Origin of the sequence: Mesorhizobium sp. M4B.F.Ca.ET.089.01.1.1, from assembly GCF_004022605.1 — a bacterium.
Classification (GTDB): Bacteria; Pseudomonadota; Alphaproteobacteria; order Rhizobiales; family Rhizobiaceae; genus Mesorhizobium; species Mesorhizobium abyssinicae.
The window spans coordinates 1-14,785 of the sequence record NZ_RZOS01000107.1; the positions used below are offsets into that span (position 1 = coordinate 1).

Below are 14,785 nucleotides of genomic sequence, written 5' to 3' on the forward strand. Positions count from 1 at the left end.
CGGTGACGCCGCGCCTGCCGATGTTCCCTGGCGTCGAGGCCGCCGGGGTTGTCGAGGCTGTCGGGGAGGGCGTGGACCAGCTCCTTCTGGGAAGACGCGTCGCGGCGCCATTGTTCGCCTCCGGCCGGCCGTTCGGCGGTTACGCCGAATATGTGGCGATCGACGCCGGTCTGGCCGTTCCTCTGCCGGATGCGCTTTCCTTCGAGGATGCCTGCGCCCTGATGGTTCAGGGGCTGACGGCGTTGCACCTGCTGCGGCAAAGCCCGGTCGCCGACAAACAGGTGCTGATCCCTGCCGCCGCAGGTGGCGTCGGTTCGCTGCTCTTGCAACTGGCAAAGGCGCAGGGTGCCCGCCGGGTGATCGCGCTGGCCGGCGGCGAGGCCAAGCTCGACCTTGTCCGCTCGCTTGGCGCCGATGTGGCGATTGACCATCGCGCTGACAACTGGGTCGCTGAGGTCAGGGACGCGACGGAGAGCGGCGTCGACACGATCTTCGATACGGTCGGCGGCGCGATGACCAAAGAGTTCCTCGATCTCTTGTCACAAGGCGGCGAGCTGGTGTTTGCGGCACTTGGCCGGTTTCAACTCTCGGCCGCCGATCTGGAGGCGATGATCGGCCGAAACCAGTCGCTGAGAGGTTTTGCGCTGCTGCCGCTCATGTCGCCCGAAGAACTGCGGGCGAGCCTGCGCCAGCTTTTCGATTTGGCTGCTGGCGGCCGGTTGCGGGTGGCGATTGGCGGCCGCATCCCGCTGGATCGGGCCAGCGCCGCGCATCGGCTGATCGAGGAGCGCTGCTCGACAGGCAAGGTCTTGCTGATCCCTTGATCGGACTCGACTAAATTATCCACAAACCGATTTTGGAATTGTCTACTCTACGTCCGACGACGCGCTCCGATGCTGACCAATGTTATCGTCCGTACGGTATGACACCGTATCGGAACAGTATGATCGGCCTTTTGTAGTTGCCGGTTTGCGGGTCCGGAATGAGCTTGTAGGCCTGAACTCCTTCGTAAGTTTTCGCCAGGATTTGAGCCTTTGCCACGGCTGCCGCTTCGCTGGGCTGCTCCATTGGACCGACCATCGCTTGCATGATGCCGTCCTTGTCCCTGCCGTAGGCTTCGACGAGGACGAACTCATCCATCTTAGGCGGATTTTGGGGATCAGGCTCGGATGCCCACTCCCGACAGGAGGCAGGCATCTCTCGGTAAAGCCAGGCCTCGGCATCGATTGCGTTGCCAAGCCGCTCCATAAGTTCCTTGGTTGTTGCCTTGTCCTGTGCAAGGCACGCGAGGCGAGCAAAAATGTTGATGTTCCAGTTCGTCGGATAGTCGTGGACTATCGCTCTAAAGCCGGTCCTTACCCGTGACCAGTCCGCGTCGGTGTCATTAAAGATGACGTCGCGGTAGAAATCGTCAGCGGCTCCCCAATAGGCTCGCGCGTAGCTTGCGTCAGTTCCGGACGCCTTGGCCATGCGGTCGATCCAAAATTCCAGGGTCTGTCGCGTGCCGCCCCATTGCGGCAGGTTCGTTCGCACGATTTCCCGGTAAATCGGTATGTAGTCGGGATGTGCATCAAGCGCTTCACTGGCAAGCGCGTCGAAATCGATATCGGAGCTTGGCAGGCCTCTGGCGACCTTCAGTATTGTCGCATACCACTCGGGGTCTGCGGCAGTACCTTGCTTCACCGACTGTAGATAATCCTTGGCCTGCCTGCTGTAGACGAAGAATGCATTCCACTGCTCGGGAGTCACGGTATTGGCATACCCTTCTCCGCGAGCATTCCAGGCCCGATTGTTCATGACGATGGCCTTGGTGATCCGCGCAGCGCGTGACCCTGGGTAGGACTCGATCCATTTGTCGGCCTGCGCTTCCATCTGGTTCAAGGTTCCGTACGAGTAGGTGCCATAAAGGAATTTCGTACTTTCCAGCACCTCGTAGACTATCGCTGCCTTTATGCTCCCGCTCTCCGTTCGTGCATCGTCCCGCTGATAGGCTTCGATCAATTCATCGAGCTGATCGAATTTTCCCGCCAAATAGGCGGTCTTTACGTCGTTCCATATCCGCAAGACTTCCGGAGAGGGAGATGCTTGAACGGGGATTGCCCAGCTCAGAAAAACAAAAATGGCGAACAATACTGTGCGCATGTTGAACTGCCATTCTATCGAACGATGGGGATTGGGCAGTTTCGTCCGATCCGATTAACTTTCCTTGCGCGAAATGCATAAAATCTCTTGCAGGTTTTCCAACCCAAGAATGTCCTGCTGACGTCGACTCTTGAGATATGATTTTTGGTTCCAGAAGGAGCCGACATTCCAACGTTCCTGATTGTCGCCGAACCCCCTCGCGATGCTCTCTCAGTATGCGCTCAACCAGGCTAGCGAAGCGGCCCTCTGATCGAGGAGCGGCGCTCGACAGGCAAGGTCGTGCTGGAGCCTTGAATGCCGCGGCCGATTCTGGACATCGCTTGCAGCTTCAATCCGCTGGCGCCTTATCCTGGCCGCTCCTACCGCCAGCCACCCGAAAATCCGGCGCGTCGCAGGCCCGTGGTAATGGCCGGCACACGGCGCATCAGTCGCCACGGGAAATCCGACCGGTAATTCTCGATCATAAGGGCGATCGGCCCCTGGTTGATGCCGACATGGTCCGGCGATACCCAGCCGCAGGCGCGGCCGTCGGCGGCGGCGATCGTCGGATTGAAGCTCGCGGTGAAGCAGTAAGGGTTGCCCTCGTGCAGGTCGATCTCGTGGAAATGGCGCAGCGCCGGCAGGACGATCTCCGGCGCAAAGGGCAATGAGGTGATCGCCGCCCATGGCGACAAGGTGCCGTCATCGGGGCCGAAGGGCGCGCCGCGCGCCAGATAGCCGAAGAAGCGTCGGTCACCGATCGTCATGTGGAGTTTTTTCAGGCCCGGGCCGTCGCTGGCGGTGATGCCCCAGCAATTCTCGTCATAGCCGACGAAACCCTTCGGATTGCGGATGGCATAATCGCGCTGCAGGTAGCTCGCCGCGCGGCTGTTCTCGAAATAGTCGCTGCCGTGCTCGCGCATGAAAGCGTCGCGGATGCCGCGAAAATCGATCCAGACATGCGAGAACTGATGGATGAAGAGCGGGCCGGCATAGACCAGTTCCCGCCCATAGATCTTTTTCCACTTGTAGGTGGAGAGCCAGGCTTCATAGCTCTCGGGCGGCAGCGGGTGGGTCGGCGAGCCGAGGCCCAGCACATAGAGGATCACCGCCTCGTCATAGCCTTGCCAGCGGCAGCGCAGGAAGCCTTTCTCGGGCCGCCAGCCGTGGGTGACGGTGGCGCCGCCGTTCTGCGCCCAGCGCCAGTCGGCACGGCGGTAGAGCGCATCGGCAAGTCGGCGGATTTCCAGTTCGGCCTCGTCGTCGGCGTCAAAATAGGCGCCGGCGGCCAGCACGCCGGCAAGCAGAAGCGCGGTGTCGACGGTGGACAGCTCGCACTTCCAGACGCGGCGGCCGGTCCGCATGTCAAGGAAATGATAGTAGAAGCCCTTATAGCCGGTGGCGTCGGGCTCCGGCCCGTGCGGCGCGTTCCAGAAGAAACGAAGCGTGGCGAGCGTCCGTTCGACGGCGGCGTCACGCGTCATGAATCCGCGCTCGACGCCGACGGGATAGGCCGACAGAGCGAGCCCGACGGCGGCGATGCTGGCTGGCGACGCCGGCGTGTTGCGATCGGCGATCAGTCCGTTTGCCGGGTTGGCCTCCTTGAGAAAATAATCGAAGGACAGGCGCTGGGTGGCCGAGAGAAGCTCTTCGTTCAGCGTGTGGTCGCTCGATGCATCCATGGCTGCCGATATAGGGACCTTCGCCGCGCTTCCCACCTTTTGGGGCCGGTCAATGATAAGCGAGGAAGGCGAAGGCCGATAGCGAGGAGCGCGTCGACATTCAGTCTGAGACGCTCTCTTCGGTCGCAACCCGGCGCTGCAGCTGATCCGGATTGGACCGCAATTTCGGGCGCACTGCCATCTGGCCCTGCCGTTTGCCCTGAGATATCCGCGGCCAGATGAGTGCAGCCGTGAAGACATCCAGCCTGACAGGCGCCGTTTCCCCGATGGTCCCGGTGCTCGTATGCGCGCTCGCGATCTTCCTGCTGTCCGGGATGGATGCGGCGATGAAGACGCTGGTTATCGCCGTGGGCGTCTACAATACGGTGCTGTGGCGCAGCTTTCTCGCGACAGCAGTCGCGGGCGCAGCTTGGTCGGCGGGGTCGCGCTCGCTGCCAACCATTGCGGTGCTGAGGCTGCATGCGCTGCGCGCCGTGGTTGTCGGCATCGTCCTGATATCATTCTTCTGGGGGCTTGGCAGGCTGCCGCTCGCGGAGGCCGTCGGGCTGAGCTTCGTTGCGCCGCTGATCGCTCTCTTCCTCGCCGCGCTGTTGCTGGCCGAGCGGGTCCGGCGCGAGGCAATCTGGGCATCGATGGCCGGCATCGCCGGCGTGGCGATCATCGTGTCCGGCCAGTTCGGGCAGGCAAGCTATTCGCACGATGCGCTGCTTGGCACGGCGGCGGTGCTCGTATCGACGGTGTTCTACGGCTACAATTTGATCCTCGCCCGGCAACAGGCGCAGGTGGCCAAGCCAATCGAGATCATGTTCTTCCAGAGCCTCGCCGTTGCAATCATCCTCGGCCTCGCCGCGCCCTGGCTCGCCATCGCCCTGCCGGCCAGTCTTTGGCTTCCCCTGGCCGGCGTGACCGCGCTGTCGCTTGCCGGCCAATTCCTGATGAGCTGGTCCTACGCCCGCGCCGAAGCGCAATATCTCATTCCAACGGAATACTCGGCCTTCATCTGGGCGATCGCGTTTGGCTGGTTCTTCTTCGACGAGGCAGTCACATGGACGACGCTCGCGGGAGCATGCCTGATCGTCGCCGGCTGCCTGATCGCCGCGCGCGCGAACCCGAAGCTTGCCGAGCCGATCGAGGCAGCCGTTTGACCGTCGCGGTCAGCGCCTTTCGGAATCGCGAAAGACCCCGGTCTCCACCTCGTGCATGAAGTGAGCGATGTGCGCCGCGCATTGGCGATGGTGCGTCTCAAGCAGCATGTGGCCGCTTTCAAAGACATGGATTTCGATGGCGTGGAGGTCGCGATTGTAGGCCATGATCTCATCCACCGCGAAGAAGGCGTCATGGCGGCCCCACAGCACAAGGCAAGCTGGCCGGTGGTTGCGCAAGTAGGCCTGGATGGCGGGGAAGCGCGCGATGTGTGAGCCATAATCTGTGAAGAGTTCGAACTGAATGTCAGTGTTTCCGGGCCTCTCCAGGCGCTCGGTGTCGAGATGCCAACTCTCGGGCGGAAACAAGACCTTCAGACGTTCGGGAAGACCGCCGATATACTGGTTGCGGGTGCCCTCGAAATTCATCCAGTCCGGCAGCTTGGCGCGGTTGTTGTCCGTCGGTTCGGCGAAGAACACCTTGGGTGCGTCCCAATCCGGTCCCAGCCCCTCCTCATGGGCATTGCCGTCCTGGACGATCAGGCCGAGGATACGATCCGGCCGTCGTGTCGCGAGTTGGTAACCGACGGGCGCGCCGAAGTCGGTGATATAAAGAAAGAACCGCTCGAGACCGAGGGCCTCAATGAATGCCTCGATCGTGTTGGCGAGGTTCTCGAACGTGTAGTCATAGGCGTCGGTGGAAGGGGCGGACGAGAAGCCGAAACCGGGCATATCCGGTGCCACCACATAGGCTGTCTCCGCCAGTGGCTCGATGATGTTGCGATAGACATGTGAGGAAGTCGGATATCCGTGCAGCAGCAGGATTGCCGGACGGTCCGGGTCGCCTGCATGACGGTAGAAGATGTCGAGGCCGTCGGCACGGATGGTTCCGTGGCGTGTCTTGTAAGGATCGCTTCGCATCGTCTTTCTCCCATGGTTCCCGTGCTGCTGGCGACGCTCTGGCCTTGAAACCGCATATCTGTATGATGGCGGTTACATCGTAACTGTGTAATGCGGTTAATGGGATTATGTTCCATGGCGCAGGCCTACACCGAATGGGTGCCGGAGCACTTCATAGGCGGGCATTCCGCCCTGGACCTGTCGAACGCCGTGTTCGACCGGCGCGTGCCGGCGCCCGATAATGAGCTGTTCAAGTCGACCCAGGATGTTGCCAACTGGTTGATGGCTTCAGGGCTTGCCGACCATCACCAGGCGCAGGCCGTTTCCGAGATCGAAGATGGGCGCTTCGTGGAACGGGTTCGCGAAGTCCGTGAAGCGTCTTTTCAGATTTTTGAGCCGATCGCCGCGGGCAAACCGTCCGCGACCGAGCCGCTCAGCGTCCTGTTCTCATGCGCGGCGAGCCCGCTAGCCACCGGGTCGGTCGACTTGCACGACACCAGACCGCAGCCGAGCCAGTGGCGGGACCCGGATGCCGTCACGGCGTTCCTTGCTTTGCTGTCGGTCCAAGCCTTCTTCAGCTTGCCGCGGGACAGGCTGCATTCCTGTCCTCGCTGCGGCTGGCTTTTCCTCGATACGTCGCGCGGCGGCAAACGCCGCTGGTGCAGCATGCGCACCTGCGGCAACCGCGAGAAGGTCTCGCGCCACAGGGGGCATAGCGCCGCCTGATGTCAGCGCGCGATCTGGCGGTGACCATCCGGCAGGCGGGTGGCGATCAGCTTGTCGATGCGGCGGCCGTCGAGGTCGACGACCTCGAAGCGCCAGCCCTGCGCGTCGACGCATTCGCCGGTCGCCGGCAGGTGGTGCAGGTGCGACAGCACATAGCCGGCGACGGTCTCGTAGTCGCGGTTCTCGGGCAGGTCGATGCCGAGCACTTCGGCCATCTCGTCGGCCTGCATGTAGCCGGCGAGCAGCCAGGAGCCGTCCTCGCGCTTGACGGCATTCTCCTCCTCGCCCGCGTCGAGGTCGGAGCGGAAGACGCCGGTGATGGCTTCCAGTATGTCGGCCGGCGTGACGATGCCCTCGAAGTGGCCGTACTCGTCATGGACGAGCGCCATCGGCACGTCGGATTCCTTCAACTTCTGCAGCACATCCAGCGCATCGGCCTGATCGTGGACGATGGGCGCGGCGCGCACATGGTGGCGCGGCTCCAGCACCTTGCCGCCGAGGATCGCGGCCAGCACGTCGCGTGTCTGGACGACGCCGACCATGGCATCGACGTTGCCGTCGCCGGCCGGCAGGCGCGAATGCTGGGTCTCGATCAGCAGCTTCCTGATCGTCGCCTCGTCTGATTGCAGGTTGATCCAGTCGACCTCGGTGCGCGGCGTCATCACTGCGCGCACGGCGCGGTCGCCGAGCCGCATGACGCCGGCGATCATGCGGCGCTCGTCGGATTCGATGGTGCCGTGATGCTCGGCCTCGGCGACCAGCATCTTGATCTCCTCGTCGGTGACCTTCTCCTCGCTCTCGCCGCGCTGGCCGAGCAGCCAGAGGACGGCGCGGCCGGAAATGTCGAGCAGGAAGACGAGCGGCGCCGAGATGGTGGCGAGGACGGTCATCGCGGGCGCCGCCCGGACGGCGACGCGCTCGGGATCGCGCAGCGCGATCTGCTTCGGCACCAGCTCGCCGACAATCAGCGAGGCATAGGTGATGATGGCGACGACGATACCGACGCCGAGCGGATCGGCAATGTTCTCGCGGATGCCGTTCGAGGCGAGGAAGGCGGCCAGGCGCTCGCCGAGCGTGGCGCCCGAAAAGGCGCCGGAGAGAACGCCGACCAGGGTGATGCCGATCTGCACCGACGACAGGAACTTGCCGGGATTGGAGCCGAGCGCCAGCGCGCGGCCGGCGCCCTTGACGTTGCGGTCGATCATCGCCTTGAGGCGGGCGGGGCGTGACGAGACGATGGCAAGCTCGGACATTGCCAGAAGGCCGTTCACGCAGATGAGGACGGCCACGGTGGCGATTTCAACGTATAGCATGAGGGGTCAATAGCATTGCTGCAGTGCATTCGAAAATAGCAGCGGCTATTGTTTTTCGGGACGGCGTGCTGGTGCTGGGCAAAGATTGGCGCAAATACGCTAGGGCAGCGTCTTCAACACCCCGACCACCGCCATGCCATCGGTGAAGTACGGATCGCCGCCGCCATTGCGTCCGGTCTTCGTCGCGCCGATGCCAGCCATTTCGCTGGTCGAGGCAAGCAGGCCAGCCTTGGCGAGGTCGCCGACGAGGAAGTCGCGCTCGGCGTCGATGTCGGGGGCGATGTGATGGGTTATCGCTCCGGTGTCGTGGCTGAGGCCGACGCCACGGTCGAAGCTCGCGGCACCGAGCCAGAGCGGACGACCGTCATCGCCGACCGTGTTGGTCTGCCAGAAGCGGACATGGTGGCGCTGGTCGGCACTGTCGCCGACCGGCTTTTCGAAGGCCAGGTCCTGGGCGCGGCCCTCGAACAGCAGCCTGCTCATCGGCGCATCGGGATAGGGACGCGAAAACAACACGCTTTCGCCGATGTCGATGGCGGTTCTCAGCGAGACGGCGTCGGCCGTGTCCCAGCCGGCGACGGCGAAGGCGTGCACCACCTCCTTTTCGGTGCCGACAAGGCCGACATTGATCGGGTCGCCCGGAATGCCTTGCGGCGTATGCGTCACCATTTCGAATTGCTGCGTGCGATAGCCGCGCTCGCGCCAGGTCCAGAATTCCGGCGCGGCGACGTAGGCCAGCCCCAGATATCCGGCGCAAAGTGCCGCCAGCCAGGTCGACGCGCGGCGCCGAAGGCTTCGCTTACTCACGAGAGGCCACTCCCAAACGCATGCGTCACCTTATGCGCCGTTGCATGCATTGGGCAAAGGGAACCGCTCGTCGTCAGCGGCAGGCGCGGTAGCCGTTCCTGCGGTTCTTGATGTCGAAATGGAAATGGTTGCGGTGGTCGTAATTGTAGCCGGGTCCGAGCACCGTGGTGAAATACTGGCAGCCGTCGGCGCGCACATTGTTGAGGAAGCCGCGGGTGCGGAAGGCGAACAGGCCGGGCTTGCGCACGTCGATGTCGTCGCCGTTGTTGAGCTCGATGCTCATGACGTCGAGCGCGTTGCCCTTGCCGTGCTCGGACAGGACGCCTTCGCCGGCGATGTTGCGGCAGGAATAGCTGGACCCCTGGTGGATGGTCCTGACGCCTGAGAAGTAACGCCAGCGAGCGGCAGGCACCAGCTCGTTCCTGGTCCAGGTTGCGAAGGTGGCAGCCATGTTGCAGGTCAGCGTCGCGGCGGGCTTCATCTGGACGCTGCCGATGGCCGAAACCCTGACAGGAAAGTCGATGCCGCACTGGCCCTCATGGATCGGCTGGACATCGGTGTAGGCGACGCCGAGGCGCTTCAGCTCGTTGCGGCAGTCGACCTCGCTGGCCGGCATCTGCTCGGTCGGCGACATCGGCTCGTCCATGCGCGGATAGGCGGCGGTCATGTAGGGGTTGGACGGAACGAGGCGCTGCATGCCGGAATACTGTGGCGTTGAATATTGGGGCGCTGAATATTGGGGCGCTGAATATTGGGGCGCCTCGGGGACGGCGGCGGTCTGGTTGCCGACATCGACTGCAGGCTGCAGCGAGAACACGTCGCCGGTGTTGCAGGCCGATACGGTCGCGATGGCAAGCAGCGTCACCAGCCTGGCGGCAGCGGAGCGCGCACGATTGTTCTGTCGCGCCATGGCAAGCACGGCGCCAAGTCTTCCGGCCATTGATAGGCGTCCCGTCCCAGAGCTGATCCCGCAGGGGTCATGCTGCCGATGGCATAAGGTTAATCCGCAAGTGTAAAGGAAAGATCAGCGCCCGCATTCACGCCTGGGGCCGAATTGCGGCGGTCACGAATTGCGGGGTCACTGGCAGAAGGTGCCGCCGTGGCGGCGCGGCTCCAGGTCGAGGTGGAAGTGCAGCGAATGGTCGGCATCGCTGCCCGGGCCAAGCACCGTCTTGAACGGTCCGCAGGCGGCCTTGCGCACCGTGCCCAGGAATTGCGCGTCCTGTTCGGGCGGCGCCGGCCCGACCTCGATTTTCCTGCCGTCCGCCAGCGTGAAGCTGGCAATGTCGAGCGCGTTGCCGAAAGCGTGCTCCGACATCTTGCCTCCGTTGTGGCGCGCCCGGCAGACGAAGGCGGAAGCCTGGCCGATCGACTTCAATTCCGTGCCGAACTTGGCCTCGACGGCAGGCTGGATGATGTCGGCGGTGAAGCGTGCCGCCGCCTCGGCCATCGCGCAGTTCAATTCGGCGCCGGGGCTGATAGCCATGGATTTGCCCAGCGTCTTCAGCACGATCGGGTAGGGGATCGAGCAGCCAATCTCGGGTTCCTGCTCGGCCTTGTGTTCCTCGAAGTCGACGCCCATCGATGTCAGCCGACGGCGGCAGGCCAGTTCTTCCTCTGGCATCTGTTGCTCGGGAAGGATCGCCGAACGAGGATCGGGCGGCGGTTTGTTGTCGCCGGATTCTGCCGGTTTTTCAGGTGGCTTCGGGGTGACGGCGGGCGGCTCGACCTCCGGTTCCGCCTTGTCGGGTCTTTGCGTCGGAATCGGCGCCGCGGCCGGCGCTTCAGGTTGAGTTTCCATCTCTGTTGACGGCTCCGGGGCCGAAGGCTCGGGCTGCTGCCGCTTCTCCTGCGGAGACTTTTCCTGATCGATCCGATCTGATGCGTCGGCGTCCCTTGGTCCTGCAGCCTTCCGCTCTTCCTTCGTGGCGGCATCGGTCTTTTGCGCTTCCGCGGGACGTGGCTCTGGTACCGAAACATCGGCGGGTAAGGTCGGCTGATCCTGCGTTTGGTGCTGCGTCAGCTCTGACGCGATATGCCGTTTGCCCCGCGATCTCGCACGGTGCTTGCTCCTCGGCCTCAGGGGCTGATCGGCCCGCTGCGTCAACGGCTGCTCCAGACGCGGTGTCAGCGGCTGCCTGTGACGATGCCTGGCATCGGCCGGCGTGATCAGCAAAACCGCCGCTGCCAAAGGCAGCGCCAGCCTGAAAAATCCGGAAATGCTCAGCGTTGCCATCGCCCGGAAACGGCGTCGGCATGGCGAAGTTGCCTTCGAAGGCGCATCCGACCGATCACAATCGGTTACCAACGCGTTACGCGCCGATCGCTTCCAGCCCTTCCTCCAGCCAGTCGGCGAGCAGCGGCATGCCGAGCAGATATTTGGCCGTGCGCTTGTTGGCGCGCTCGCGCGCGGCGGCCAGCGCGTCGGCCCATTCGGCGGCGTCATAGTCGCCGCGGCCGACCCAGGCGAGGGCGATCAGCTCGGCCGCTTCGTCGACATTGAGGTCGTCGATCAGTTCGCGCAGCTCCTCCTCGGTCAGGTTTTCCGAGCTCTCCTCGACGAGACCGTCATGATGGTGGCTGTCGCGGGTGTCGCCGTCGAACTCGATCTCGTGCTCGGCGCCGTCGGCATAGTCCTCGTTGACGGCCGCGCTCAGCGCCTTGGCCTTGAGAATGAACAGGCGCACGGTATCGGGACCGATCGAAAGCTCCCATTCCTTTTCGAGGCGCTGCTGCACTGGCCTGCTCCGCATGCTCCATCGGCCGTTTGCCGGATGATAGCGGATTTGTGGCGCGCGTCACGTCATGTTCGGCCTGTTTCAGGCAAAATGCCGGTGATGCGGGCCTGGAGCGCAGGTTTTTCACGCGCTCCGCTTTTCCGGGATGAAAGAAGGCAGGCCCGGCGTTAATATCCCATTGTCATTCTCAAGGAGGCTCCGATGCGCAGACGTTTGCTGATCCAGGTCATGGCTGTTGTGGCTTTGCCGCTCTTTGTGGCGCCCGCCTTCACGGCCGGCGAAGGCGGCGGCGGCGGAGGCGGAAACACCCCGCAATGCAAGAAGGGCGAGGTCTGGGACAAGAAGAAGCAGAAATGCGTGACGCCGAAGTACGGCATGCTGGACGACAACAACATCTATGAGGCGGGCCACGATCTTGCGATGGCCGGGCGCTATGACGAGGCGATCGCCGTGCTCAGCCTTGCGGCCAACAAGCAGGATCCGCGCATCCTCAACTATCTCGGCTATTCGCATCGCCATTCCGGCCGCATCACCGTCGGCCTCGGCTATTACGAGGAAGCCTTGCGCATCAATCCCGACTACACGCTGGTGCGCGAATATCTCGGCGAGGCGCATCTGCAGATCGGCGACCTTGCGGGCGCCCGCGAACAGCTCAGCGAAATCGAGAAGCGCACCGGCAAGGGCTCGCGCGAATACGGCATGCTGGCCGAGCAGATCGACCATTTCCTGAGAAGCTGATTCGACCTCGACACCCTTTCCAGCCGGCTGCGAGCGATCGTAGCCGGCTTTTTGTTGCCGCGCCGGCAAAGGATTGCTTTGGCGGCGATCGCCCTTGCGAAAGCAGCGGATGATTTTTCAAAACCGGATTTTTTGGCGTGAAAAACGCGCAAACATTGCTATATTCAGGCAAATTGCGGTGAAACGGTTCCGTTAGCCCAAGGCTGCCGGACCGTTTTCTTTTTGTACCCATCGACAAGGGCCATCCCCGAAAAACGGGGGTGGCGGCAGGAAAGGTCAGGCATATGAACAAGGTCCCGATGACAGGCGAGGGGTTCGCGTCATTGAAGGAAGAACTGCGCTGGCGCCAGCAGGAAGAGCGGCCGCGCATCATCGAGGCGATCTCCGAGGCGCGCTCGCATGGCGACCTTTCCGAAAACGCCGAATACCACGCGGCCAAAGAGGCGCAGAGCCACAATGAAGGCCGCGTCAACGAGCTCGAGGACCTGATCGCGCGGGCCGAGGTGATCGACGTCACCAAGCTCAGCGGCGACAAGGTCAAGTTCGGCGCCACCGTGGTGCTGGTCGACGAGGACACCGAGGAGAAGAAGACCTACCAGATCGTCGGCGACCAGGAGGCGGACGTGAAGTCTGGCCGCATCTCGATCTCCTCGCCGATCGCGCGCGCGCTCATCGGCAAGGAAGTCGGCGACGCCATCGAGGTCAACGCGCCCGGCGGCGCCCGGGGGTATGAGATCGTCCAGGTGCAATTCATCTGAGGGAAGTTGAGGGGGCAGGATTTGTCCCTGAATTGCGCTATTCCAATCCAAGGATGGCGCCGCCCCTCATCGCCCTGCCGGGCACTTCTCCCCGTATAGTGACGGGGAGAAGGACGCCGTCACCTGATGATTTCGCCAACCGGAAACGCTGAAAAGTGGCGCTGAATTTCGCGCTTAGCTCCCTTCTCCCCGTTACTATACGGGGAGAAGGTGCCGGCAGGCGGATGAGGGGCGGCGCTGACCTTTCCAATTGAATTGATTGAATAAATCAATCTCTGTCCGCGCCTGCTCGACCAAGCGCCTGCAGCCCGATCAGCCGCTCGGCTTCCGCCGCTGCCTCCGCAGGGGTGACACGGCCGCCGGGCGCGGCCAAAAGCGTCGACGCATACGGCCCGCGCGGGCCGGTGAGGCCGGGTTCGGTGGCCAGGAAGATGGCGACGGTCGGCACGCCGAAGGCGCTGGCGAGGTGGGTGAGGCCGGTGTCGGCGCCGATGACCAGCGCCGAGCGGCCGATGATCGCGGCGATCACCGCCAGCGGCGATTTGGGCACCAGCACCGCCTGCGGCACGGCCCTGGCGATCGCCTCGGCCACTGCCTTTTCAGGCTCGTTCGACCAGGTGACGACAGGCGTCATTTTCCTCTCGAGCAACAGCCCGGCGGTCTCGATCCAGTCCTTAACCGGCCATTTCTTGTCTTCGCGGCTGGTGCCGTGCAGCAGGAACGCGGTATTGCCGCTGGTGCCGGCCAGGCCATCCGCCGGCGGCACGATGCCGGACTGGAGGCCGGAGAGATCGGGCTGGTAGCCGAGCGCCAGGCCGAACAGCCGCCGCGTCCGTTCGATGGCGTGCAGATCGCGGGGCACGCCGTAGCGGTGGTCGTAGAATAGCGTCGCCGACGGTTCGCGCGCGCTTGCCCGGTCGAAGCCGGCGACCGGCGCCGCCGCCTGCTTTGCCACCACAGCGGACTTCAGCAGTCCCTGCGCATCGATGACGAGGTCGTAGCCGGCAGCGCGCAGGGCGCGGCGCAGTCTTCCCGCTTCATGCCAGGTGTCGCTGTTGAAAAGCCGCTTGCGCCAGCGCCGGATCGCCACCGTGTGGATGGTGCCGATCGCCGGATGCAGGGCGACGATGCCGGCAAAGGCTTCCTCCACGCACCAGTCGAAGGAAACGTCCGGACGGTGGCGGCGCGCATCCTCGATAGCCGGAAATGTATGGATGACATCACCCATCGAGGATGTCTTGACGATCAGGACATTCATGCGGCGGCCGGCATTTCCAACAGCCGGTCCACTGCTGCCGCGACACGCACGGCATCGAGCGTCTTCAGGCAGTTGAGATGGCCGAGCGGACAGGTCTTCTGGTGGCAGGGCGAGCAGGAGAGGCCCAGCCACACCAGTTCGGCCCGCTCGGAAAGTGGCGGCGTGTTCTCAGGCGAGGTCGAGCCGTAGACAGCGACGATCGGCGTGCCGACAGCTGCGGCGACATGCATCAGCCCGCTGTCGTTCGACACCGCCAGCCGCGCCGCGGCGATGAGGTCGATGGCGTCCTCCAGCCGCGTCTTGCCGGCAAGGTCGACGGCGCCGGGCGCAAGCGCGGCGATCTCCGCCGTCACCTCGGCGTCGTTCCTGGAGCCGAGCAGCGCGACCTTCAGGCCCTTAGCCATCATTCCGCGCGCCAGTTCGGCGTAGCTTTCGCTCGGCCAGCGTTTCGCCGGGCCGAATTCGGCGCCGGGCATCAGCGCCACGTAGTTCTTCGCGGTGAGGCCCGAACGCTCGAGCAGGGCAGACTGACTGACGGAATCGACGGTGAGCTTCGGAGCCTGGAAGGTGCCGCCGCGGGCAAGGCCGAAATAGGTCAGCGC

Annotated in this window: 15 protein-coding genes and 1 pseudogene; 6 read left to right on the forward strand and 10 right to left on the reverse strand. The window is 63.7% G+C overall.

All coding sequences use genetic code 11. The features are described 5' to 3' along the window. Positions 1-20 precede the first annotated feature (20 nt). Positions 21-101, forward strand: a pseudogene (locus EN780_RS41370) (alcohol dehydrogenase catalytic domain-containing protein); the annotation flags it as partial. Positions 102-152: 51 nt separating this feature from the next. After that, positions 153-824 carry a zinc-binding dehydrogenase gene (locus EN780_RS12960; RefSeq protein WP_245499950.1) on the forward strand — a complete coding sequence of 224 codons (672 nt, stop codon included), beginning with the start codon at positions 153-155 and terminating at the stop codon, positions 822-824. A gap of 82 nt (positions 825-906) precedes the next feature. On the opposite strand, the gene EN780_RS12965 is transcribed toward EN780_RS12960, so the two are convergent. Together EN780_RS12965 and EN780_RS12970 are read right to left on the reverse strand one after the other, a co-directional pair. After that, a complete protein-coding gene (locus EN780_RS12965) occupies positions 907-2,142 on the reverse strand; it encodes a DUF4034 domain-containing protein (RefSeq protein ID WP_127392955.1) in 1,236 nt (411 codons plus the stop codon). 359 nt (positions 2,143-2,501) lie between these two features. Next, positions 2,502-3,803: a glucoamylase family protein gene (locus EN780_RS12970; RefSeq protein WP_128274150.1), complete on the reverse strand. Its 1,302-nt coding sequence runs from the start codon at positions 3,801-3,803 to the stop codon at positions 2,502-2,504. Positions 3,804-4,021: 218 nt separating this feature from the next. Here EN780_RS12970 and EN780_RS12975 point away from each other — a divergent pair, with 218 nt between their 5' ends. Next, complete coding sequence (locus tag EN780_RS12975; RefSeq protein ID WP_128274152.1) at positions 4,022-4,948, forward strand: DMT family transporter; 927 nt, start codon at positions 4,022-4,024, stop codon at positions 4,946-4,948. A 9-nt stretch (positions 4,949-4,957) separates the two neighbouring features. On the opposite strand, the gene EN780_RS12980 is transcribed toward EN780_RS12975, so the two are convergent. Further along, positions 4,958-5,866 carry an alpha/beta hydrolase gene (locus tag EN780_RS12980; protein WP_128274154.1) on the reverse strand — a complete coding sequence of 303 codons (909 nt, stop codon included), beginning with the start codon at positions 5,864-5,866 and terminating at the stop codon, positions 4,958-4,960. A 114-nt stretch (positions 5,867-5,980) separates the two neighbouring features. On the opposite strand from EN780_RS12980, the gene EN780_RS12985 reads away from it, so the two are divergent. Further along, positions 5,981-6,571: a CGNR zinc finger domain-containing protein gene (locus EN780_RS12985; protein ID WP_127392952.1), complete on the forward strand. Its 591-nt coding sequence runs from the start codon at positions 5,981-5,983 to the stop codon at positions 6,569-6,571. Between the two features lie 2 nt (positions 6,572-6,573). Here EN780_RS12985 and EN780_RS12990 read toward each other — a convergent pair whose 3' ends face one another. The 5 genes from EN780_RS12990 to EN780_RS13010 all read right to left on the reverse strand — a co-directional run bounded on the left by EN780_RS12990 (position 6,574) and on the right by EN780_RS13010 (position 11,429). Further along, positions 6,574-7,884 carry a hemolysin family protein gene (locus tag EN780_RS12990; protein WP_127286197.1) on the reverse strand — a complete coding sequence of 437 codons (1,311 nt, stop codon included), beginning with the start codon at positions 7,882-7,884 and terminating at the stop codon, positions 6,574-6,576. A gap of 99 nt (positions 7,885-7,983) precedes the next feature. Then, positions 7,984-8,691 carry an LssY C-terminal domain-containing protein gene (locus tag EN780_RS12995; RefSeq protein ID WP_128274156.1) on the reverse strand — a complete coding sequence of 236 codons (708 nt, stop codon included), beginning with the start codon at positions 8,689-8,691 and terminating at the stop codon, positions 7,984-7,986. A 73-nt stretch (positions 8,692-8,764) separates the two neighbouring features. Beyond that, positions 8,765-9,631, reverse strand: coding sequence for an extensin family protein (locus EN780_RS13000; protein ID WP_128274158.1), 867 nt, complete (start codon positions 9,629-9,631; stop codon positions 8,765-8,767). Between the two features lie 138 nt (positions 9,632-9,769). Next, on the reverse strand, positions 9,770-10,492 hold the full coding sequence (locus EN780_RS40610; RefSeq protein ID WP_245499949.1) for an extensin family protein: 723 nt from the start codon (positions 10,490-10,492) through the stop codon (positions 9,770-9,772). 511 nt (positions 10,493-11,003) lie between these two features. Continuing rightward, positions 11,004-11,429, reverse strand: coding sequence for a DUF3775 domain-containing protein (locus EN780_RS13010; protein ID WP_127286494.1), 426 nt, complete (start codon positions 11,427-11,429; stop codon positions 11,004-11,006). 201 nt (positions 11,430-11,630) lie between these two features. Between EN780_RS13010 and EN780_RS13015 the strand changes: the two genes are divergently transcribed. After that, complete coding sequence (locus EN780_RS13015; RefSeq protein ID WP_127286495.1) at positions 11,631-12,167, forward strand: tetratricopeptide repeat protein; 537 nt, start codon at positions 11,631-11,633, stop codon at positions 12,165-12,167. Positions 12,168-12,451: 284 nt separating this feature from the next. Next, positions 12,452-12,925 (forward strand): transcription elongation factor GreA, encoded by a 474-nt coding sequence (gene greA, locus EN780_RS13020; RefSeq protein ID WP_126058735.1) that lies wholly within the window; start codon positions 12,452-12,454, stop codon positions 12,923-12,925. A gap of 268 nt (positions 12,926-13,193) precedes the next feature. Here greA and waaC read toward each other — a convergent pair whose 3' ends face one another. Together waaC and waaF are read right to left on the reverse strand one after the other, a co-directional pair. Further along, the gene (waaC, locus tag EN780_RS13030; RefSeq protein WP_128274162.1) at positions 13,194-14,183 is read right to left on the reverse strand and encodes a lipopolysaccharide heptosyltransferase I; all 990 of its coding nucleotides are present in this window, start codon (positions 14,181-14,183) and stop codon (positions 13,194-13,196) included. Beyond that, a partial coding sequence (waaF, locus tag EN780_RS13035) for a lipopolysaccharide heptosyltransferase II (protein WP_128274164.1) occupies positions 14,180-14,785 on the reverse strand: 606 nt, incomplete at its 5' end. The genes waaC and waaF, both read right to left, overlap by 4 nt.